Here is a 22612-nt window from a genome sequence, read left to right as displayed (position 1 = left end):
CCAGGATCCAGAAACGCAGGTCCAGCCCATTCCTGGCATCGTCACGGCTCTGGATCCCGGGCTCGCCTCCGGCGCCCCGGGATGACGGCGCGGCTCGATACCCGCCCGCTTCAGCCCCCTCTTCCCTCGCGACGCATCATGAAGGCCAGCTTCTCGAACAGGCTGACATCCTGCTCGTTCTTCAGGAGCGCGCCATGCAGCGGCGGGATCAGCTTGCGGCCATCGCGCTCGCGCAGGGTCTCGGGGGAGACATCCTCCGACACGAGGAGCTTGAGCCAATCCAGCAATTCCGAGGTGGAGGGCTTCTTCTTCAAGCCCGGCACCTCCCGCGTCTCGAGGAAGACCCGCAGGGCCTCCTCCACGAGGCGATGCTTGATGCCGGGGAAGTGCACCTCGACGATGGCCTTCAGCGTCTCGGCATCGGGGAACTTGATGTAGTGGAAGAAGCAGCGCCGCAGAAACGCGTCCGGCAGTTCCTTCTCGTTGTTCGAGGTGATGATGACGATGGGGCGGCGCTCGGCGCGGATCGTCTCGCCAGTCTCGTAGACGTGGAACTCCATCCGGTCGAGTTCGGTCAGCAGGTCGTTGGGGAACTCGATATCGGCCTTGTCGATCTCGTCGATGAGGAGCACCGGACGCTCGGGATGCGTGAACGCCTCCCACAGCTTGCCGCGCCGGATGTAGTTGCCGATCTCCGACACGCGCGGATCGCCGAGCTGGCTGTCGCGCAGGCGCGAGACCGCGTCGTATTCGTAGAGGCCCTGCTGCGCCTTGGTGGTGGATTTGACGTTCCAGGTCAGGAGCGGCGCACCGAGCCCCTTGGCGATCTCCTCCGCCAGCACGGTCTTGCCGGTGCCGGGCTCGCCCTTCACCAGAAGCGGCCGCTCCAGCACGATGGCCGCGTTGACGGCGGTGGTGAGATCCGAGGTGGCGACGTAATCGGCGGTACCGGTAAAGCGCATGAGGCGTCGGCTTTCTGGAAGAGGCTCTGTGACCGGTAAGCCTGGCGAGAGCGAAGGTACACATCGTCGTCGGATCGGCCGATGCGGCGCGGATGAATCGCTTGGTCCGACACCACCCTGTCAGGCCGTTTTTCGTGGACGGCCGCCCTTTGCGCCGTTGGACCGGGCGGCGGCGGCCTTGGCCAGGGAGGTCGAACGACCGGCATGATTCGAACTCGAGTTTCCGATCTGCGAGAAGGTCCAACCCGATTTCGATCCCCGCATCGTCATTCCGGGTCGCCATAGGCGAGCCCGGAATCCAGAACCACCGAACGTGGTCTATCGAGCCTGCGTGGAGGCTCTGGATTCCGGGCTCCGCGATGCGGCCCCGGAATGACGGCGCGGGTTACTCAAAGTCGTTCCGCCCTTCCTTACCCTGGATTCGGAACTCTGCCTCAGAGCGACTTCCCGTCGCTCCACACGCAGTTCGAGGCCAGGATCGCGAGGTTCACGTCGGATTTCTGCGGTTGCGGCAGAACCTTGCCGTCCATGGCGAGATCGATCTTCATCTCGACCTGGCCCTTGGCCTCGTTGGTCCGGCGGGAGAAGTAGCAATATTGCTGGAACGGCACCTCTTCATTGGCGCGGAAGTTCCAGCCGGTGACGATCTGGCCGTCCATGTAGGGGACCTGTTTGAACACCGTGAAGGTGGTGTTCACCGTGGCCTTCGAGGCGGGGGCGGCGTCCTTGCCGAGCTGGGCCTGGGTCGGCGACGGGGAGGAGCGGACGGGGCCGCCTTCCAGCTTCAGGACGTTGTCGGTGAGCGTCACCTCACCCTTGGTCTTCAGCGTCACGTCGGACAGCGCGGCCTGCATGGCGGCGGCGATCTTCTCCGCCGCCGAGTCGAACTGGTTCATGTAGGCGTAGCCATAGGACGCCGCGCCGATGCCGATGCCGGCGAGCGCCGCGAAAGCACCCGCCCCGATGGCCCGGAACAGGAAGGCGCGCGCGGCGGTGATCCTCGTCTCGGCCCGGAGCCGGCCGTTGACGCTCTGGGCCAGGACGACGTTTTCCGGCGTCCCCGATGCGTGGATGCTCATGCGCCGGCTCCCGCATTAGCCGCGGGCGGGATGTGGATATTGGGCGCGGTGCGGCGGTCCAGCGGGATCACCTCACCCGTTGGCGTCACGTCGCGCACGGGCTTGGGCGGCGCTAGGCCCATCTCCTGGCGAATGGAATCGGTGATCGAGTCGAGCATGTAGGGCGTCGCCTCGAGGTTCACGGCCGCGCCGAGATCGTCCTCGTCCATGAAGGTCTTGCGCACCGAGACCGCGCAGAGCGCCAGGATCGTCGAGGCGAAGGCGGCGCAGAGGGCCGGCACGAACACGAAGATGCGCAGGAACGCGTGGACCTGCGCGTCCGTCACGTCGATCGGATCGACGCCGTAGACCATGGCGGTGAAGGAGTGGAGCTGCGAGCGGTTCACCGAATTGCGATAAGCCTGCTCGGCATCGGCGACCTTGCGCTCGGCCACGCCACGGTCGAGTTCGGCCCGCGCCTTGCGGGCCTCTTCGAGGGATTTCGTCACCACCGCCCGGTCGGCGCCGGCCTTGCCGACACTGGCATTGAGGGTGGCGGTGCGCGGATCGGTGACGCATTTCAGGTTGGAATAGCGCTGGCCCTTGCTGTTGGTGCCCGAGACGCGCTCACAGCGCTGGGCGGGCAAGGCCGAAAGCTGGCTCGCATTCTCGGCGGCGCGCTTCTCGATCTGGTCGAGTTCCGTCGTGTACTGGGCCACACGGGCATCGGCGGCGGCGATGCGGTTGTCGATGGTCGAGCGGTCGGCCTGCGCGTCCTTGAGGGCGGTCTTGGCCTTGGCCGCATCCATGAGGCGCGGGTGGAACATCATCTCGCCGAGCTGCGACACCGACTTGGTGGTGACGCCTGCGGCGAAGATGATGCCGACGATTGCCAGCGCCCGGATGAAGTAGGAGCGCTGCGTGCGGGCCAGGATGCCCAGCGGCACGCGGCAGAGCTCCACCGCCGCGTAGACCAGCGGCGCGAGGAGCATGAAGTAGAAGGCCTTGTCGTCCCCGTCGCTGTAGACCCCGGCGAACAGCCAAGCGCCCCAGAGGGACGCGCCGATGACCATGAACTCGACGAGATACGCGATCCCGACATAGCCCCACTTGATCCGGTAGCCCTTCTCGAGATGGCGCTCGTGCGTCCAGCGCTCGGACTCACGGATCCAGTCACGTCGTTCGCGCTGAACATCCCGGTTGGGCGGCGACTTTCGCATGAGGCACTCGTGTCTTCAAAAAACGCGACGAACGACGCAACAAACCGTGAGGTAAGCTGGGGCTTAACCGATCGTTAAGTTCCGCCCTATGCGGCCATTGTGCCGTTTTTGCGCCATTCCGTATCGCAGCGCAAAACCCCTTCCGCGCCAGCGCGTCCCGCATGCATGGCTGAGTGCGGCGAGGGATGAAATCCGCATGGGCCGGCAAAAAGCAGGTTGCCCAGGCGGTACATGGGCTTGCATGCTCTCCTCGCTGCCGGCGACCCGATCGATTCCCGCGGCCGGAGTTCCCTGTGCAGAACTTCGGCCGCCCCGTCTCGGCCGGCCTTCGCGCGCACCACCCTCGGGAGATTGCCCAGCTCGATGACGGACGTTCACGCCGGATCCTACAAGGAAGCGATCATCTTTCTCGTCACCGCGGGCGTGGTGGTGCCGCTGTTCCACCGGCTGCGCATCAGTCCGGTGCTGGGCTTCATCGGAGCGGGCGCGATCCTCGGGCCGTTCGGCCTGGGGCGACTGGCCGACACGGTGCCATGGGTGTCGATCTTCACCATCGGCAATCGGTCCGAGATCGCGCATCTGGCCGAATTCGGCGTGATCTTCCTGATGTTCATGATCGGCGTCGAGCTGTCATGGGAGCGGCTCCGCACCCTGCGCCGCCTCGTCTTCGGGCTCGGATCGGCCCAGGTGCTGGCCTCCTCCCTCGTCATCGGCATCATCCTGTTCGCCCTCGAAGTGCCGTTGGCCGCCTCCGTCATCGTCGGCCTGGCGCTCGCCCTGTCCTCCACCGCCGTGGTCCTGCCGGTCCTGGCCGAACAGAAGCGTCTGAACACGCCCGCGGGCCGCGCCAGCTTCGCCGTGCTGCTGTTCCAGGATCTCGCCGTGGCGCCGATGCTGTTCGCCATCGCCGTGCTCGGCCGCAGTGACGGGGCGGATGTCGGCGGCGCGCTCGCCCTGGCGCTCGGACAGGCGGCCATCGCCCTCGTCCTCATCGTGGTGGCGGGCCGCCTCGCGCTGCGCCCCCTGTTCCAGCTCGTGGCCCGGACCCGCTCGCCGGAACTGTTCATGGCCGCCTGCCTCCTCGTCATCGTGGCGACCGCCCTGACGGCGGCGGCGAGCGGCCTCTCGATGACGCTCGGCGCCTTCGTCGCGGGCCTGCTCCTGGCGGAGACGGAGTATCGCCGGGCGATCGAGGCGACGATCGACCCGTTCAAGGGGCTGCTGCTCGGGGTTTTCTTCGTCTCCGTGGGCATGAACCTCGACCCGGCCCAGCTGATGGCGGCGCCGAAAACCATCCTCGGCCTGTCCATCGGGCTGATCCTCATCAAGGGCGCGGTGATCCTCGTGGCGGCCCGGTTCCTCCGCATCCAGCGCGGTGTCGCACTGGAAGCCGCGCTTCTCCTCGGCCCCGGCGGCGAATTCGCCTTCGTCCTCATCGGCGGCGCCATCGCGGGCGGGCTCGTACCGGATGGCCTCGGCCAGGCGGCGCTGATCGTCACGACGGTGACGATGATCGCGATTCCAGGGCTGGCGAGCCTCGCGCGCCGTCTCGGCAAGCGGATGTCCCGCTCCAATCTCGGTCGCGCCCGCGCCGAGCCGGTGCCGGATAAGCAGCAGAACCGCGTCATCATCGCCGGCTACGGCCGCGTCGGACGGCAGGTCGGCGAGATGCTGGCCCGCCATAAGATCCCGTATCTCGCCCTCGATGCGGACGCGGCACGTGTCTCCGAGCACCGCCGCCTCGGCAACCCGGTCTATTTCGGCGATTCCTCCAACCCGGAACTGCTGCGGCGCTGCGACATCGCCAATGCCCGCGCCCTGGTCGTCACCCTCGACAACCCGAGGGCGGTGGAGGCCGTGGTGGAGGCGGCGCGCGCGGAGCGCCGCGACATCACCATCGTCGCCCGCGCCCGCGACGCCCGTCACGCCACGGCGCTCTACGAACTGGGCGTCGACGACGCCGTGCCCGAGACCATCGAAGCGTCCCTGCAGCTTTCGGAAGCCGTACTGGTGGATGTGGGCGTCCCCATGGGCCTCGTCATCGCCTCGATCCACGAGCGGCGCGACGAGTACCGCGCCATGCTCAAGCGCAAGGAGACCGAGGTCAGGCCGGCTTTCCGCGCGCGGCGGACCGTGGGCAAGAACCTCGAGGCAGGAAAGATGATGGAAGCTCGGGAAGCACCGTCGAAAGAAGAGCAACCCGCAAAGAGCGCCTGATTGATCTGGCGAAGCGTATCGTTCCATACGAACCGCCGCGCCACTTACGTCGAAGTAGTGGATAATTCTAACGCGCGTCTGAAATTCGGCCGATCGACCAACGAATGCTCTTGCGATGGCCTGAAAGCGAAGTAGCCTCAGCTATCGACGTTGGTCGAAGACATGGTGCTGACTGGGCAATGCGGGCTGGTCGGTCAGGAATCGTGCTTGGGGCGAGCGGTACGGTAAGGGATCAGAACAGGCGGCCCTGTCCGCGCTCGGGCATGGTCGGCTTCGGCTGATCCGTCGGCGCCGCCGGCGCCGGATCGCTGGATTTGGCGCGGGGACGAGCGGGAGCGCGAGCCTTCGGCTCCGATCCCGGTGAGAAGCTACAGCGATAGATGATTTCATCGGGCGGGCCGACGCCGGTATTGAGCGGGACCGCCAGGGTGTCGCCGGAATAGCGCCAGTTGCGCGTGCCCTTGTCCCAATAGAGCCAGACCGTCGAGGGATGGCCCTTGATGGCGAAGACCGCCGCCTTCTTCGAGATCGCCTGGACAGTGCGCGGTTCGTACATGCCCTTCTGGCGATAGGCTTCTTGGAACGAGGCTGGCTGGCGCTCGATGAAGGTGTTCCTCACGATCTGAATCGTCGCGCCCGGTTTCGCCAGAAACCGCTTGAAATCACTCAAGGAGCGCAAGACGAGCGCCATAACGTCCACCCTTACTCTGCCAAATACCCCGGCCCTGACTTGACGTTCACTCTGCCTCTCAGCTGTTTGATTCCAATGACAGTGTTGAAGGTGCAACGAACACAGTTTGCGGCGATATCAACAGAATTCCCGACTTATACCCAGCTTCGTCGATGCCGAACGACGAAAGCGCGCCGCATATCCTACTGAATTCAACATTATTTCCGTTATCCGGCTCACGACATCGGCCCACGAACCGTGGCACCGGGACGCGCTCCCACCGATGCGGATGTGGCCTTGACCCGAGCGCCGGGATCGCGCGTTCTCCGCCCATGCTGCTGCATTTCTTCACGGCCCTGCGCGATGCCAAGGTTCCCGTCACGTTGCGGGAGCATCTCATGCTGCTCGACGCCCTGGACCGCGACCTCGCGGACAAGAGCGTGGAAGAATTCTATCTTCTCGCCCGCGCGGCCCTGGTGAAGGACGAGCGCCATCTCGACCGGTTCGACCGGGTCTTCGGCACCGTGTTCAAGGGCATCGAGACCCTGGGCGAGGCCACGGAATCGACGGCGATCCCCGAGGAATGGCTCCGCAAGCTGGCGGAGAAGTACCTCACCGATGCCGAGAAGGCGGAGCTCAAGGCGCTCGGATGGGACAAGCTGTTCGAGACGCTGAAACAGCGGCTCGCCGAGCAGAAGGAACGCCATCAGGGCGGCAACAAGTGGATCGGCACCGGGGGAACCTCACCGTTCGGCGCCTATGGCTACAACCCCGAAGGCATCCGCATCGGCCAGGACGGCAACCGGAATTTTCGCGCGGTGAAGGTGTGGGACAAGCGCGAATTCAGAGATCTCGACGACAGCGTCGAGCTCGGAACGCGTAACATGCGGGTCGCCCTGCGCCGCCTGCGGCGCTTCGCCCGCACCGGCGCGGCCGAGGAGTTCGATCTCGACGGCACCATCCGCGAGACCGCCAACAAGGGCTATCTCGATGTTCGCCACCGGCCGGAGCGGCGCAATGCCGTGAAGCTGCTGCTCTTCCTCGATGTCGGCGGCTCGATGGACTGGCACATCGCCCTGGCGGAGGAACTGTTCTCCGCCGCCCGCGCCGAATTCAAGCATGTGGAGCATTTCTACTTCCACAATTGCCCCTACGAGCGCGTGTGGAAGGAGAACCGCCGGCGCCACGACGAGGCGATCCCGCTTTTAGACGTCCTGCGTACCTATCCGGCCGATTACCGCGTCGTCTTCGTCGGCGACGCCTCCATGAGCCCCTACGAGATCGTCATGCAGGGTGGCTCCGTGGAGCATTGGAACGAGGAGACGGGCCAGGTCTGGCTGGAGCGGGTGCTGGAACGATTTCCGAAATCGGTCTGGCTCAACCCGGTTCCCACCGAACACTGGGCCTATACCCAGTCGATCGGCATGATCCGTGGCATCGTGGCGAACAGGATGTTCCCGCTGAACCTCGAAGGGATCGACGGCGCCATGCGGTCCCTGGTGAGATGACGGACGACCGGATGCCCCAGGGCGGGTTCAGCCCGCTCGTTCCGGAACTCGACATCCGCGACCTTCCCGCCTCGCTCGCCTTCTGGTGCGGGGCGCTCGGGTTCGCGGTGGCCTATGCCCGGCCGGAGAACGGCTTCGCCTATATCGAGCGGGGTGGAGCACAGGTGATGCTCAACCTCGTCAACGGGAACTGGCAGACGGGCCCCCTGGAACCTCCGCTCGGTCGCGGGATCAACTTCCAGATCGCGGTGGACGCTCTCGATCCGATCCTGACGGCCCTGGACGCCGTGCCCTGGCCTCTGTTCCGGCCAGCCCACGAGGCCTGGTACCGGGTCGGTGAGACGGAAGTCGGCGTCAGGCAATTCCTGGTTCAGGATCCCGACGAGTATCTGCTGCGCTTCAGCGAAAGCCTCGGTCGTCGTCCGCTCAGCCTTGGCGAGCCGGCGTGATGACCTTCAGCCCGTCGAGTTCGGGCTTGATCCGAATCTGGCAGCACAGGCGGGACGTCGCACGCACGTCGGAAGCGAAATCGAGCATGTCCTGCTCCATCGGTTCGGCCGGCCCGACCGCATCGACCCAATCGGCATCGACATAGACGTGACAGGTGGCGCAGGCGCAGGCGCCACCGCATTCGGCATCGATGCCCGGCACATTGTTGCGGATCGCCGCTTCCATGACGGTCGATCCTACGTCGGCTTCCACGGTCCTGGCCGTACCAGCATGGTCGACGTAGGTGATCTTGGGCATCAAAGACTCCAGGCTCGGACAACACGTCTGTGGCCGGTTGTGCAGCGCGACTGCCTTGAAGGCGCGGCCCATCGAATGCAAGCGTCACCGGACCTATCGCCCCACATTCCTGCGCTTACGTCGCAGATGCCGTCCCGTTCCCTCCAAGCGTGGCAAGATCAGCCAAGTGCGTCGATTTCCGCCAGGGTGGCCGTCACCGCCTCGTCGAGGCGGGCGACCGTCTCCGCCGGAACATCCCTCCCCCCGCGCAGGCGGTCCTCGATCGACGTCGCGAGGTCGGCGACCGGCGCGGCGCCGATGCCGAGGGCCGAGCCCTTGAGCGTATGGGCGAGGTCGGCCCGCCGGTCCGGATCGAGATCCGCGTCGGCGATTCCGGGCATCAGCCGGCGGCACTGGCCGGCGAAGAGCCCGAGCAATTCACGGGCGAGGTCGACGTCGCCGAATGTTTGTTCGGAGAGGTAGGCATGGTCAATCAGAGGGGTCACGGGTCTCCTCGCCTTAACCGAACCGGGCGATCGGGCCCGACTCGACCAGTCTATCCACAGGAGCGGCCGAGATCGTTCGCTTCCGTTTAAGCCTTGGGGCATCATGCAGAATGCCGACGGAATGAAACCGGCGCCAAGCTTGGTAACCATTCCGTTAAGGTTTTTTGGACGGTTCGATCCACTCGGGTATCCGGGTCTCGCGCCGAGGTCTAAACTTCCTTGGTAAATTGGTAAAAATGTCGTCGATCACCGGGTGCGGCCGGCTTCGACGATCTGCGTAACGAGGCGTTGAATGGCCACGGAAAAGAAGCTCAAGGACCCGGCCGAGGCGGCTCTTTCCGCCATCGAGCAGGCCCTCAACCTGGACTTCCCCTCGACGCAGGCGGCGGAGCCCCGGGTCGAGCCGCGGCTTCCCGATGTGGGCGACAACGATCTGCTGAGCGAGCAGGGTGGCCGCCTCGCGCCCCCTCGCCTCGATCTCGACCAGCCACTCGCTTCCGACCTGCCGCCGCCGGACCGCAACCGGCCGCGCCGCGAAGGAGGTCTGCTGCCGCCGGACCGCTCCATGGTGGCCAATGACGACCGCCAGAACATCGGCATCCTGCAGCAGACCCTGCGCGTGCGGCCGTCCGGCACGCCCTACATCGTCGCCGCGATCGTCTCCGCTGTCTGGTTCGCCGCCCTCCTCGCCCTCGCCTGGAACCAGTCGGGGGGTGAGCTGAAGGGCTTCTTCGCCGGGATGACGGCGCTTCAGGCCGCCGTCGGCGCCACCGCCATCGTCGGCCCCATCGTCCTGTTCGCGATCATGGCGATGCTCGCCGTCCGTGCGCAGGAGATGCGCCTCGTGGCCCGCGCCGTCGGCGAAGTCGCGATCCGCCTCGCCGAACCCGAGAACTTCTCCACCGATGCCGTCCTCACCATGTCGCAGACGGTCCGCCGCGAGGTCGCGGCCGTGGGCGACGGCGTCGAGCGGGCGCTCGCCCGTGCCGGCGAGCTGGAAACCCTGGTCCGCGGCGAGATCGCCACCCTGGAGCGGGCCTATTCCGACAACGAGATCCGCATCCGCTCCCTGGTCGACGAGCTCGTCGCTCAGCGCGAATCCATCGTCGCCAATGCGGAGCGCGTTCGCGGCGCGATCACCGGGTCGCACCAGAACCTGACCCAGGAGCTCGATGGCGCGGCAGAACGCATCGTCGCGGCGGTGACCGGCGCTGGCGAACGGGTGACCGGTGCCCTCGACGCGCGCGGCGACGCCATCACTTCGGCGCTCGGCAACCGTGGCGACGCCATCACGGCGGCCCTCGGAGAAGCCGGCGACCGCGTGGTCGGCCTCGTCACCGACCGTGGCGACGACCTGGTGCAGCGCCTCGCCAGCACCAGCGAAGGTGTGCGCAGCAGCCTGACCGAAGTCGGCAACACCCTGACGCAATCCCTGGAAAGCCGCGCGGCGGACGTCACCCTCGCTTTCGAGCGGACCGGCGGCATGCTGACCGCGACGCTGGCCGACAATGCCGGCCAGGTCGCCCGCACCCTCGCCCAGACCGGCATGGAGGTGATCGAGAGCCTGAACCGCCAGGGCAGCGAAGTTCGCCAGACCTTCGAGGAATCCGCGCGCGGCCTCGAGAACACGTTCCTCGCACGCGGCACCGAACTGACCACGACCTTCTCCAATACCGGCGGCCAGATCACCGCCCGGTTCGCCGAGACCGGCACGGCGCTCCGCGAGCATTTCGCCGCCACGGGCGCCACCATCACCGACGACATCGCCGCTCGGGGCGCGGCCCTTCGCGCTGAGATCGAAGCTGCCGGCAGCGGCGTATCCGAGACCATCGAAACCCGTACCCGCGAGGCGCAGGCGGGTCTGGCCCAGGCATCCGAGGGAATCGTCGAGACGTTCGCGGCCCGGACCACGGCCCTGCGCGACGATCTCATCCGGTCGATCGAGACCGCCGGCAGCGGGATCGACGATCGCGCCGGTCTTCTGGCCGAGCGCATCGATACGGTGGCCAACCGCCTGCACGAAACCCTCACCGTCCAGGGCGGCTCGCTCGAGAGCAACCTGACCTCCGCCGGGGAGCGCGTGGGAGACCTCGTCACCCAGCGCGCCGAGGAGGCCGCTCGGGCGATGGATGCGGCCCTGGCGGCCCTCGGCACCCATTTCGAAACCCGGGCCATGGGCACGGTGGAGAACCTCCGGGGCACCGTGGCGGGCCTCAACGGCGAGATCGACACCCGGTCGGCCGAGGCAGCGGCCGCGCTCCGCAGCAGCGGCGAGGATACGGCCTCCGTGGTCAATGCCAGCATCCGCCGCCTGACCAAGGCCGGCGAGCAGGTCGGCGGTCTCGTCACCCAGCGCGTCGAGGACGCGACCCTAACCCTGACCGGAGCCTTCGGGGTTCTCGGCAGCACCTTCGATTCCCAGTCCGGCACCGCGATCGAGAGCCTGCGCGCCGTCCTCGACACCCTGGCCAGCGAGATCGGCTCGCGGACCAGCGAGGCCGCCGACATCTTCCGCCGCAGCGCGGAAGAGACCACGGTGAGCCTCGGCGCCAGCACGGCGGAAGCCGCCCAGGCCCTGCGGCGTTCCTCGGCGAGCGCCACCGGCGAACTCGAAGCCCGCACGGTCGAAGCAGTGCAGATCTTCGAACAGCGGCTGTCCGCCACCTCTGCCGAGCTCGCCGCCCGCACACAGGAAGCCGCCCAGCTCCTCCAGCAGGCCGCCAGCGGCCTCAGCGGCGAAGTGGGAGGACGCGCCCAGGACGCGATGGAGGCCCTGCGCCGCACCCTGTCCGAGATCGACCAGACCCTGGTCAGCCGCGCCACCGAGGCGACGGGCGCGATCGCCCGGGCCGCCGAGAATGTCGGCGGCGAACTCGCCGCCCGGATCAAGGATGTCGAGGCTTCCTTCGGCACGCATAGCCGTGGCCTCACCGACCTCATCACCACCCATGCCGAAGAGGCGCATGGCCAGCTCGCCAATACCGGCCGCGAGATCGTTCTGGCGGTGACCGCCCAGAGCGCCCGCGTCAGCGACGCCCTCGCGCAGAGCGGCGCCACCTTCGCCGACACGACGGAAAGCCGCGCCAAGGCCATCGACACCGTGCTCAACGACCGCCTCGCGGCGCTCCAGGAGACGATTGCGCGCGGCGATATCCTCGCCGACCGCATCGCCCGCGACACCTCCACCCTCAGCGAGACCGTCACCGGCCAGCTGCAGGAGATGGACCGCGTCATCACGGTGCAGGGCAAGGCGGTCGCCGACACCATCGCCGAGCGCACCCGCGAAGCCCGCGAGACCGTGGAGAGCCAGCTCGGCGCCCTCGAGGAACGCTCCGTGAAGCGCTCCGCCGAGATCGGCGAGACCTTCACCCATCTGGTGAGCCAGATCGACGGGCAGCTCGGCTCTCGCGCCACCGCCCTCAACGAGGCCCTGATCCTGCGCACCGGCGAGATGGCGCGCATCATGGTCGAGGGTAGCCGCGATCTCGTCCAGACCCTCGATGCCCGCGCCGACGGCATGGCGCAGGACATCGCCAGCCGCAGCCTGGCCCTGGGCGATACCCTCGGCAGCCGCTCCACCGAGATCGCCGAGCGCTTCGAGCAGCAGGCGACCGACCTGTCCCGCCGCATCGAAGAGGGCGTCGGCCGCTTCGACACCAGCGTGGTCGGGCGTCTCGACACCATCGCCGCCGCGCTGGAAGAGCGCAGCCGCCTGATCGACGAGACCTTCGGCTCCCAGGCCTTCGAAGCGATCCGCCTCATCGAGAGCCGCACCCGCGCCGTGGACGAGGATCTCGCCAACCGGACCCGCGAGCTCGTCGAGATGATCGAGAGCCGGACGGGCCATGCCAACGAGGCTCTGGCCGGACAGGCGGAGGCGATCCGCTCGTCCTTCTCGCACCGCGCGGAAGCCTTGGCCGCCCTCATCGACGAGCGCACGGCCGCCATGGGCCAGGAGCTCGACGAGAAGGGACGCGTGGTCTTCGGCGCCCTCGGCACCCGTATCACCGAGCTGGCGCAGCTGTTCGATCGCGGCGGCTCCTCCCTTGCGGAGCTTCTGGAACAGCGCGGCGACACCATCATCGCCCGCCTGCGCGACGTCGTCGCCGATGCGGACCGTCTGCTCAGCGAAGGCGAAGGCCGCCTCGGCTCCACCCTCCAGACGCGGACCACCGATATCGGCAGTCTGCTCGACGAGGGCGTGCGCACCGTCCACCAGCTCCTGGACAACCGGACCAACGAGATCCGGACCATGCTGGACGATCATTCCCAGGTGCTCGCCAGCAGCTTCGAGGACCGGCTGGCTCCGTTGCACGATTCGCTCGGCCAGCATGGCCGGACCTTCGTCGACACGATCGAAGCCAGCCTCGGCGGCGCGGCCGGCGCGGTGGAAGCCCGGACCCGCGACCTCGTCGCGCTGTTCGACCAGCGCATCGGAGCCCTGGACGAACTCGTGGACGGTCGCGGCGCCAGGATCGCGGAATCGGTGGAAGCCCGCACCCACGGGCTGCGGACCTTGTTCGACGACATCCTCACCGCCCTCGACGGCCTGGTGGACAGCCGTGCCGAAGCCCTCACCGACCGGGTCGATGCGCGCACCCACGCTCTGAGCGCCCTGTTCGACGAGCGCCTGCGGGCGATCGACGATCTGGTGGAGAACCGCGCGGCCGAACTCGTCCGCACCATCGACACCAAGGGCACGGCCCTCACGCAGACCGTCGACGACCGGACCCACGCAATGGGTGCCCTGTTCGACGACCGCATGCAGGCGCTCGACGCCCTCGTGGCGGAGCGTTCGGCCGATTTCGCCCGGACCATCGACACCAAGGGTACGGCCCTCACGCAGACCGTCGACGACCGGACCCACGCGATGGGCGCCCTGTTCGACGACCGCATGCAGGCCCTCGACACCCTCGTGGCGAACCGTTCGGCCGATTTCGTGCACACGCTGGACACGAAGGGCTCCGTCCTGACCCGCTCGGTCGATGCCGGCACGGCCATGCTGAGCACGCTGTTCGACGAGCGCCTGCGCGCCCTCGACGAGCTGATCGAGAACCACGCCACGCAACTCATCCATACGGTGGACGAGCGCGGCGGCAGCCTCACCCGGTCCCTCGACGACCGCACCGGCTCCCTGCGCGCTCTCTTCGACGAGCGCCTGGGCGAGCTCAACGCCCTCGTGGAGAACAGGACGGCGGACTTCGCCCAGACGGTGGACGAGCGCGGCGGACACCTCACCCGGTCCCTCGACGACCGCACAGGCTCCCTGCGCGCCCTCTTCGACGAGCGCCTGGGCGAGCTCAACGCCCTCGTGGAGAACCGGACAGCGGAATTCGCCCGTACCATGGAGATGCAGGGCAGCACCCTGTACCAGGCGGTGGACGATCGCACCCAGTCCATGGGGACGCTGTTCGACGAGCGCCTGCGCGCCCTCGACACCCTGGTGGACGACCGCGCGGCGGCGTTCGCCCGTACCATCGAGCATCAGGGCACGTCTCTGACCCAGGCCGTCGAGGCCGGTGCCCAGGCCATCGGCACCGTCTTCGACGAGCGCCTGCGTGCCCTCGACCATCTCGTGGACAACCGCGCCGCCGATCTGACGCAGACCATCGACAATCGCGGCATCTCCCTGAGCCAGGCCGTCGAGGCCACCGCCCAGTCGATCGCGACCGTCTTCGACGAGCGCCTGCGCGCCCTCGACCACCTCGTGGACAACCGCGCCGCCGATCTGACGCAGGCCATCGACAATCGCGGCACGTCCCTCAGCCAGGCCGTCGAGGCCACCGCTCAGGCCATCGGGAATGTCTTCGACGCGCGGATGCGTGCCCTCACCGATCTCGTCGAAGACCGGACCGGCGCGTTCACCCGCACGGTGGACGATCAGGGCCAGTCACTGACCCAGTCGGTCGATGCTCGTACGCAGGCCATCGCAGCTTTGTTCGACGAGTGCCTGCGCGCCCTCGACCAGCTCGTGGACAGCCGTGCGACCGCTTTCGCTCATGCGATCGACAACCACGGCGCCGCCCTGACCCAGGCCGTGGATGCCCGCAGCGAGGCCTTCACGAACCGGATCGACAGCCGGATGAAGGTGTTCGCCTCCCTCGTCGCGTCCCGCGGCGATGCTCTCGCGAACGCTTTCGACGACCGCCAGGACGCCTATGCGGCCCTGGTCGACGAGCGCAGCGCGACGATGCTCTCCGCCTTCGACGAGCGGGTGAACCGCCACGCCGCCCTCGCCCAGGCCCATGCCGATGCGCTCGCCACGGCTCTGGACCAGCGCAACGAAGCCGTGGCCGCGCTGATCGACGGGCGCAACCAGGACATGGTCGCCGGCTTCGATCGCCGCTCGACCGCCCTGGCCTCTCTGATCGAGGCGCGCGGGCAGTCCCTGGCCCGCCGGCTCGCCGAGAGCGCGGAGACCATTACCCGCGCGATCGAGGAGCGTGGGGGATCGATCGTGGAGACGATCGACACGCGCGGCACCCATATGGTCGAGGCGATGGCGACGCATTCCGAGCGCCTCCGCGAGATCGTCGAGGGGCCGGCCTCCCAGCTCGTCGCCTCCCTGGGCGAGCGCAATCAGGAGATCGCGCGTATCCTCGACGAGAGCGCTAAGCCCCTCGCCGACACCTTGCGTGATCGTGTTCGGGACCTCGCCGAACAATCCGAGGCGTCCAGGAATGCCCTGCTGGCAGCCATCGACGGTGGCGCCTCCCGTGCGCTGGCGAGCCTCAACGAGGCGAGCGATCGTCTCCGCAGCGAACTCGCTGGCGTCTTGGACCGGGTCGAGGGGGCGAATTCGGCCCTGCGCGAACTCGTCACCGATGCCGGAGAAAATCTCGGCGCCATCGAGAACGGCCTGTCGGGTCGGGTCGAGCAGGTGCAGGCGACGCTCTCCGCCATCGGCACCGAGACGGAGCGCGCCAGCAGAAGCGTCGCCGAACAGGTCGACCAGCTGAAGGCCGTCGCCGAGGGCGCCCTGCGCGATGCGGCCGACCTCGCCGCCTCGCTCGATGCCCGCGGGACCTCGCTCACCGAGATCGCCCGCGCTCATTCCGGCACGCTCACCAACGCGGCCGGCTCTCTGGAAACCGTCGAGACGCGCCTCGTCGATCTTCTCGCCAGCCGCGACAAGGCGGTGGAAGAGGTGCTGACCCGCATCGAGGCGCGGTCGGGCGTCCTCGAGGAGCAGACCGCGCGGTTCGACACGCAGATGGCCGAGACCCTTCGCTCCGCCGAGGAGCGGGCGCGCGGCATCGCCAGCAGCCTGTCCGATGCGGCGCAAAGCGCGGGCGCCAGTGTGACCGGAGCCTTCGAAGGCCTGCGCAAGGATGCGGGCAGCGAAGGCGAGCGGACGGCGACCGCTGTTCGCACGGCGATCTCCGGCGCATCCGAGCAGATGATGACGGTGTTCGAGAGCGCGGCCGGCCGCTTCGGCGACTCGGTGGCGGGGATGCGCGAGATGGCGGCGGAGATCCGTCGCGAACTCGAAGCGACGCGGGCGGACCTGCAGCGCGGCGTTCTGGAAATCCCGCGGGAGACCCAGGAAGCCACCAGCGAGATGCGTCGGGTCGTCTCCGACCAGATCAAGGCGCTGAACGAGCTGTCCTCGCTCGTCTCCCGCTCGCGGCGCAGCGTGGACGTGACCGAGGCGGTGGCCCCTGCCCCGCGCAAGGCGGACGTCCAGCCCGCCAAGCAACAGGACGCGCAGGTCTCGGAACCCGCTCCGGCCAAGCCGAAGCAGAATGGGGCCAACCCGGTCGCGCCACCGGTCGCCGCAAAGCCCTCCGAGCCGAAGGCCCGCGAGGACAAGTCGTCCGACGCTCGCCCGACCCAGCAGATGACGATCGTCTCCGCCCCGGCGGCCCGTGCCGGCAACCAGCCCGCCCTACGTCCCGGCGAGACTGCGCGTGCGGGTGCCCCGTCGGGACGCGACAATCGCGGCTGGCTGTCGGACCTGCTGACGCGCGCCTCCCTCGACGACGACACGGATGGGGCCGATCCGGCGAACGCGGCCGCCGGTCCCAACGGTCAGGCCAAGCCGGACGCGACCAAGGCCGGCTCCAACAAGGCGGAGCCCGCCAAGGCCGGTTCCGCGAAACTGGAAGCGGGCAAGGGCGCTGCCGTCGACCGCAGCCGAACCGCCCTCGAGACGATCTCCAACGACATCGCCAAGATGATCGAACATCAGACGGCGGTGGAATTGTGGGAGCGCTACCGTCGCGGTGAGCCGAACCTGTTCGATCGCCGTCTCTACACCGCGCAGGGTCGGCAGACCTTCGAGGAGATCCGCCGGCGCTACGCGGCCGATGCCGAGTTCCGCCGCACGGTGGACCGCTATGTCGGCGAGTTCGAGCGGCTCCTCGGCGAAGTCTCTAAGAACGACCGCGACTCGCGTCGTGCCGATGCCTACCTCACCTCGGAGACGGGCAAGGTCTACACGATGCTCGCCCATGCGAGCGGCCGCTTCGAAGGGGCCTGACATCCTTCGGCGACGGGGCGGCCGACGCCGCTCCGTCGCCGGATCACGGTGAGGGTGAATAAGGTCAGATGAGGCCGAGGACGGAGAGCTCGCGTCGCAGCGATTCGGGCATGTCGGCGAGGCCGTCGGCGCGACGCATGTCGAGATCGGCCGGCGCGGACCGTACCGTCAGGTAGCGCCAGCCCTGGAAGGGCCGGCATGGGCGCGGATTGACCGGGACCACGACCGAATCGAGGACGAGGCGACAGCGGCCGACGCCGTCCGTATCGGTGAAGGGCTCGATGGCCGTGATGGCCTGGCGGCAGCACAGCGTGCCCTTGATGACCCAGTAGATCGAGCCCTGCCCGGCAATGGCCGAGGCACGTTTGGGCACCATTCGGGTCACGTGGAACGTGGACGGGTCGCGCCCCGCCTGCAACGCGTCGTCCCGGTTGCGGGCGATGCGTTGTTCGAGGTCCTCGATCGTCGCGGGTCCGACGCAGAGCTTCAGGAGGTGAAGGGCCATGACGGCCCTCTTATCAGTGCCGTCGACGATGCGCGCGTGGCATTCGTCCCGCTCAGGAAAACAGGGCGAGTTTCTCTTTCTCGCTCAGGCCGTCGATATCGGCGAAAGCCGTGGCGATGTCGGTTTTCTCGGAAGCCGGTGACGTCGTCCGGTCCTCGGTGCTCTCGTCGTCAGAAACTACATCGTCGGCCGGCTCGTCGTCGAAAGGCTCGCTCGTGTCCTCGGCGATAGCTTCCTCGGCGACGGTGTCCTCGGCGACAACATTCTCGCCCGCCTCGGATGCGTGCGGCTCGGTGAACGGAGCCTCTTCGTCCGCCGTCTCCGTGGCGGAGGAAAGCGGCATGTCCGGGCTCACCGGCTCTTCCGCCTGCTCTTCGACGACGGCCTCCATCTCCCCGGTCACGTCGTCCTTCGCTTCCCGAACACTCTCCGATCGCCCGGAATTCATGTCGATGAACCGGTCCACATCGCTCTGGTCGAGGTCCTGGGCGACAGTCGCCGCCGTCGAGCCCGGCGCCGGCGGGATCGCCTCGACCTCGCCGCCCCAGATCGCGATCATCGCCGCGAGGCGCTCTTCGAGATAGCGCAGGGTATGGATGATCCGGGCCGTGCGCTGCGCCGTCAGATCCTGGAACGAGCAGGCGGTGTAGATTTCCGTCGCCCGGCGGTCGAGCACGTCGCAAATCGTCGCATCCGCGCCGGTTTCGCGCATCGTCCAAGCGGTCTCCTGGACTTCCTCCGCAGCGCCGAGGATGTCCGACGTCGCGCGCTCGGTGGCCCGGACGATGGCGTCGAGGGCGACGGAGGCGATGCCCAGGCGGCTATGGTCCTGATCCACGGTGCTGATCGCCGCGATCTCGGCTTTGGTTCTGGCGATGGCGTGGGCCATGTCCATCAGGTCGCCGCGCATGCGTCCGACCCGCTCGGTTTCCCGGTCGGAGGGGCGATCCGCCGTCACCGCGCTTTCCAGGCGCGAGATGGCGCCGAGCAGCATGTCCGTATCGGCACTGCGGTTGCGCCTGGTATATTCGGCGAGGAACCAGCGGCCGCGTTCGCTCTCGCTCATCGCCGCTTCGATACGGTCGTATTCCGACTCATCGACCGGGGTGAGCGAACGCATGACAGACATAGAACTCGTGTCCTCGATGGTGCCTCGCGCCGTTGCGCGAAGTCGCGGGTACCAGCACCAGTAGATTGACACGATGGTTTTAACGCCCCCTTTACGGGTCGAATCATCGTCAGCGGCCGGCAACGCTTCGGCTTGAGGTCGCTTCGCCCCTCGATCGAGCGGTCCCCCTTGTCTCAATCCTCTCCGACGGAGCCGAACGCGACGCGTCTGTCGCTGCTCTATGCCGTCGTCTTCGTCGAAATCGGCATCGCCATGCCGTTCATGCCGGTCTGGCTGAAGGCGCTCGGCCTCGATGCGCGGATCATCGGCGCCCTCCTGGCGCTGCCCATCGCCATGAAGATCATCGCCACGGCTCCCCTCGTGGGGCTGATCGACCGGGGCGTGGCCGCGCGCCGTCTCCTGCTGGTCGGCAGCGTGGCGGTGGCGGCGACCTATGCGCTGATGCCCGCCGGTGCCGCCATCGGCTGGCCCATCCTCGCTGTGCTCGTCGCCGTGAACGCGGCGGCCGGAGCGCCACTGGTGCCGACCATCGACTACCTCACCCTGGCCGCCGTACGGCACAGCAAGCGGCTCGACTACGCCCGTATCCGCATGGCGGGGTCCATCGGTTTCCTCATCGCCAGCCTGCTCGGGGGGGCGGCCCTCAGCGCCATGGGGGAACGCCTCGCCGTGCCGGTCCTCCTCACCGGCCTCGCCCTCGTCGCCGCGGCCACCATCTTCGCCAGCCCGGTGGAAGCTCATGTGGCGCAGCCGCGCATCGCGCCCGGCACACGCCCGAAGCTGCCCCGCGTGCTCTGGCTCTGCATCGGCGCGCAGGCGACCATCCAGGCGAGCCACGCGGCGACCTACGCCTTCGGCAGCATCCATTGGCAGGCGAGCGGGATCTCGTCCTCGTGGATCGGCGTGCTCTGGGCGACGGGTGTCGCCGCCGAGATCGTCTTCTTCGCCACGGTGGGGCGCTGGCCCGCCCATTGGCGTACGCCGTTCCGGCTCATCGGCCTCGGCGCCGCCGCGTCCCTCATACGCGTCGTCGGCCTGTCCCTGATCGGCGGCGAGCTCGTCCCGGCCCTGTTCCTGCAGACCCTCCACGCATTCAGCTTCGGGGCGACTCAGCTCGGCGCCATGACGGCGATCTCGGCCTTCGCGCCCGATGGGGCGCGGGGGCGGGCCCAGGGCATGTCGAGCGCCGTCAATGCCTGCGCCTCGGCGAGCGCGACGATCCTCTGCGGTGTCGCCTACCAGGCCGGCGGGGGCTCGCTCGCTTTCGCCCTGATGGCGCCGCTCGCCCTATCCGGCCTGTGCCTCGTGTCACTTTCCGCGAGAGCAGCGACACTTGCCCCCTTCACACCGCCCCGTTTGTAGGTCAGCACTCCGCCGCTTGTCGCGGGTCTTGACCAATCCGTAACCTTGATCTGCGTTTTAGTTGCGCATGAACCGGGAGTTGCGCCGCGTGCGCCACGCTGCTGCCAAGCCGAACCCTGACGCCGCCGAAGCCGAGTTTCTCGGCGAGGGCGGACGCGTGGTCCTGAGCGGTCGCTGGACGGCGGATCAGGGTGCCTCCGTGGAGAGGGCCGCCGCGCGCATCGCCAGCGACGCAAAGGGCGCTCCCATCCTCGTCGACCTGTCGAAGGTGGCGCGGCTCGACACGCTCGGCGCCTGGGTCCTGGAGCGGACCCGTGGTGAGATCGAAGCCGCGGGCGGTCGCCTCGCCTATGCGGGGGCCACGGCCGAGCACCGTATCCTGCTCGGCGAAATGAATCTGCCGGACGAGGATTATGCCGGCCCGCCCAAGCGCGGCCGCCTCATGGGCTTCCTGCACGATCTCGGGGTCCGGGTCGTGGGCGCGAAATCCGACATGGTCAGCGGCCTCGCCTTCCTCGGAGAGGTGGTGACCGCCTGTATCCGCGTCGCCTCGCGGCCGAGCACCTTCCGCGGCACGGCCCTGGTCAACCAGCTCGAACAGGTCGCCTTTCGGGGCGTACCGATCATCATGCTGATCTCGTTCCTGGTGGGCGGCATCGTCGCGCAGCAGGGCATCTTCCAGCTGCAGCGCTTCGGGGCGCAGAGCTTCGTCGTCAACCTGATCGGCCTGCTCATCCTGCGCGAACTCGGCGTGCTCCTCACCTCGATCATGGTGGCGGGGCGTTCCGGCTCGGCCTTCACCGCCGAAATCGGCTCGATGCGGATGCGCGAGGAGGTGGATGCCCTGCGGGTAATGGGCCTCGATCCCATCGAGATCCTCATCGTCCCGCGCATCCTGGCCCTGGTGATCGGCCTGCCGATCCTCGCCTTCCTCGCCTCGCTGGCAGCCCTGGCCGGGGGCGGCCTCACCGCCTCGCTCTACGGCGGCATGACGATCGACGCGTTCCTGGCGCGGCTCCAGGCCGCCGTTTCCTTCCACCACGTGGCGGTCGGCCTCATCAAGGCGCCGTTCATGGCCCTCATCATCGGCATCATCGCGACAATCGAAGGTTTCGCCGTCGAAGGATCGGCAGAATCGCTCGGACGTCACGTCACGGCCTCAGTCGTGAAGTCTATCTTCATGGTCATCGTACTGGATGGACTTTTCGCCGTGTTCTTCGCGGCCATCGATTTCTGATCGCCGTGAACCAGATGTCCCCGCCCCCCGCGCCGTTCGACCGCGCCCCACCTCGCGACGTCATCATCGGCGTGCGCGACCTCGTGGTCGGCTTCGGCAGCAAGATCGTGATGAAGGGGCTCGACCTCGACATCTATCGCGGCGAGATCCTGGGCTTCGTCGGCCCGTCCGGCCAGGGCAAGTCGGTCCTCACCCGGACGATCCTCGGCCTGGTGCCGAAGCGCTCCGGCACGATCGAGGTGTTCGGCGAGGACGTCGACACCATGACCATGGCCCGCCGCCGGCAGATCGAGCAGCGCTGGGGCGTGCTGTTCCAGCAGGGCGCCTTGTTCTCGGCGCTCACGGTCAAGCAGAACATCCAGATGCCGATGCGCGAGCACCTGAACCTGTCCGAGCGCCTGCTCGACGAGTTCGCCCGCCTCAAGATCGAGATGGTGGGCCTGAAGCCCGATGCCGCCGACAAGCTCCCCTCCGAATTGTCGGGCGGCATGATCAAGCGCGCGGCGCTGGCCCGGTCTCTCGCCCTCGACCCCGAAATCCTGTTCCTCGACGAGCCGACTTCGGGCCTCGACCCGATCGGCGCCGGGGAGTTCGACGAACTCGTCGCCACCCTGAAACAGACGCTGGGGCTCACCGTCTTCATGGTGACGCACGATCTCGACAGTCTCTACACCGCCTGCGACCGCATCGCGGCGCTCGGCGACGGCCAGATCATCGCGCAGGGGCCGATCGACGCCATGCTGGCGAGCGACCACCCCTGGCTGCGCTCGTATTTCCACGGCAAGCGCGCCCGCGCGATCGTCCCGCAGGGAGGCCGGCATGCAACCGCCTAACGCCGTCCTGACTATGCGGGCGCCGTTCGGTCGGACCGGAGCCCGTGTCATACCGATCCGAGTCCGTACACGATTCGAGGGCATCGCGGGTCCCCTCTCCTGGAAGGAGAGGGACAGGGTGAGGTGTGCGATCTCTCCGGAGATGGACCACACCTCACCCCAACCCTCTCCTTCCAGGAGAGGGAGCCTCGCTGAGC

At 67.9% G+C, this 22612-nt stretch carries 15 protein-coding genes; 7 read left to right on the top strand and 8 right to left on the bottom strand.

Translation table 11 applies throughout. The annotated features are described in order from the left end of the window. Window positions 1-110: 110 nt before the first annotated feature. The 3 genes from IPV08_RS09610 to IPV08_RS09600 form a co-directional block, all read right to left on the bottom strand. Window positions 111-962 (bottom strand): MoxR family ATPase, encoded by an 852-nt coding sequence (locus IPV08_RS09610; RefSeq protein ID WP_207411681.1) that lies wholly within the window; start codon window positions 960-962, stop codon window positions 111-113. 434 nt (window positions 963-1396) lie between these two features. Continuing rightward, on the bottom strand, window positions 1397-2041 hold the full coding sequence (locus IPV08_RS09605; protein ID WP_056149950.1) for a hypothetical protein: 645 nt from the start codon (window positions 2039-2041) through the stop codon (window positions 1397-1399). Then, window positions 2038-3240, bottom strand: coding sequence for an ATPase (locus IPV08_RS09600; RefSeq protein ID WP_207411680.1), 1203 nt, complete (start codon window positions 3238-3240; stop codon window positions 2038-2040). Before IPV08_RS09600 ends, IPV08_RS09605 begins: the two co-directional genes overlap by 4 nt. A 363-nt stretch (window positions 3241-3603) precedes the next feature. On the opposite strand from IPV08_RS09600, the gene IPV08_RS09595 reads away from it, so the two are divergent. Next, window positions 3604-5457, top strand: coding sequence for a cation:proton antiporter (locus IPV08_RS09595; protein ID WP_207411679.1), 1854 nt, complete (start codon window positions 3604-3606; stop codon window positions 5455-5457). Between the two features lie 232 nt (window positions 5458-5689). On the opposite strand, the gene IPV08_RS09590 is transcribed toward IPV08_RS09595, so the two are convergent. After that, entirely contained in the window at window positions 5690-6148 is a 459-nt protein-coding gene (locus IPV08_RS09590; RefSeq protein WP_207411678.1) for a hypothetical protein, read from the bottom strand. A gap of 311 nt (window positions 6149-6459) precedes the next feature. Here IPV08_RS09590 and IPV08_RS09585 point away from each other — a divergent pair, with 311 nt between their 5' ends. Further along, window positions 6460-7635 (top strand): VWA domain-containing protein, encoded by a 1176-nt coding sequence (locus IPV08_RS09585; protein WP_207411677.1) that lies wholly within the window; start codon window positions 6460-6462, stop codon window positions 7633-7635. After that, on the top strand, window positions 7632-8084 hold the full coding sequence (locus IPV08_RS09580) for a VOC family protein (RefSeq protein ID WP_207411676.1): 453 nt from the start codon (window positions 7632-7634) through the stop codon (window positions 8082-8084). The genes IPV08_RS09585 and IPV08_RS09580 overlap by 4 nt, the downstream gene beginning before the upstream one ends. Here the strand turns inward: IPV08_RS09580 and IPV08_RS09575 are convergent. Beyond that, window positions 8062-8382 (bottom strand): 2Fe-2S iron-sulfur cluster-binding protein, encoded by a 321-nt coding sequence (locus IPV08_RS09575; RefSeq protein ID WP_056426135.1) that lies wholly within the window; start codon window positions 8380-8382, stop codon window positions 8062-8064. The genes IPV08_RS09580 and IPV08_RS09575 overlap by 23 nt on opposite strands. Window positions 8383-8540: 158 nt before the next feature. After that, on the bottom strand, window positions 8541-8867 hold the full coding sequence (locus IPV08_RS09570; protein ID WP_348646103.1) for an Hpt domain-containing protein: 327 nt from the start codon (window positions 8865-8867) through the stop codon (window positions 8541-8543). Between the two features lie 292 nt (window positions 8868-9159). On the opposite strand from IPV08_RS09570, the gene IPV08_RS09565 reads away from it, so the two are divergent. Next, window positions 9160-17349: a hypothetical protein gene (locus IPV08_RS09565; RefSeq protein ID WP_207411675.1), complete on the top strand. Its 8190-nt coding sequence runs from the start codon at window positions 9160-9162 to the stop codon at window positions 17347-17349. A 64-nt stretch (window positions 17350-17413) separates the two neighbouring features. On the opposite strand, the gene IPV08_RS09560 is transcribed toward IPV08_RS09565, so the two are convergent. Together IPV08_RS09560 and IPV08_RS09555 are read right to left on the bottom strand one after the other, a co-directional pair. After that, the gene (locus tag IPV08_RS09560) at window positions 17414-17854 is read right to left on the bottom strand and encodes a DUF1489 domain-containing protein (protein WP_207411674.1); all 441 of its coding nucleotides are present in this window, start codon (window positions 17852-17854) and stop codon (window positions 17414-17416) included. 52 nt (window positions 17855-17906) lie between these two features. Continuing rightward, entirely contained in the window at window positions 17907-18983 is a 1077-nt protein-coding gene (locus IPV08_RS09555; protein ID WP_207411673.1) for a hypothetical protein, read from the bottom strand. Window positions 18984-19151: 168 nt separating this feature from the next. Between IPV08_RS09555 and IPV08_RS09550 the strand changes: the two genes are divergently transcribed. The 3 genes from IPV08_RS09550 (at window position 19152) to IPV08_RS09540 (ending at window position 22415) form a co-directional block, all read left to right on the top strand. Next, window positions 19152-20345, top strand: a complete 1194-nt coding sequence (locus IPV08_RS09550; protein WP_207411672.1) for an MFS transporter — start codon at window positions 19152-19154, stop codon at window positions 20343-20345. A 67-nt stretch (window positions 20346-20412) separates the two neighbouring features. Then, entirely contained in the window at window positions 20413-21582 is a 1170-nt protein-coding gene (locus IPV08_RS09545) for an MlaE family lipid ABC transporter permease subunit (protein WP_207411671.1), read from the top strand. 14 nt (window positions 21583-21596) lie between these two features. Beyond that, window positions 21597-22415 carry an ABC transporter ATP-binding protein gene (locus IPV08_RS09540; protein WP_207411670.1) on the top strand — a complete coding sequence of 273 codons (819 nt, stop codon included), beginning with the start codon at window positions 21597-21599 and terminating at the stop codon, window positions 22413-22415. Window positions 22416-22612: the final 197 nt, after the last annotated feature.

This window comes from Methylobacterium sp. SD274 (assembly GCF_017355285.1).
Classification (GTDB): domain Bacteria; phylum Pseudomonadota; class Alphaproteobacteria; order Rhizobiales; family Beijerinckiaceae; genus Methylobacterium.
The sequence above is the reverse complement of the archived record's forward strand: the minus strand, read 5'-3'. Positions and strand labels throughout refer to the sequence as shown.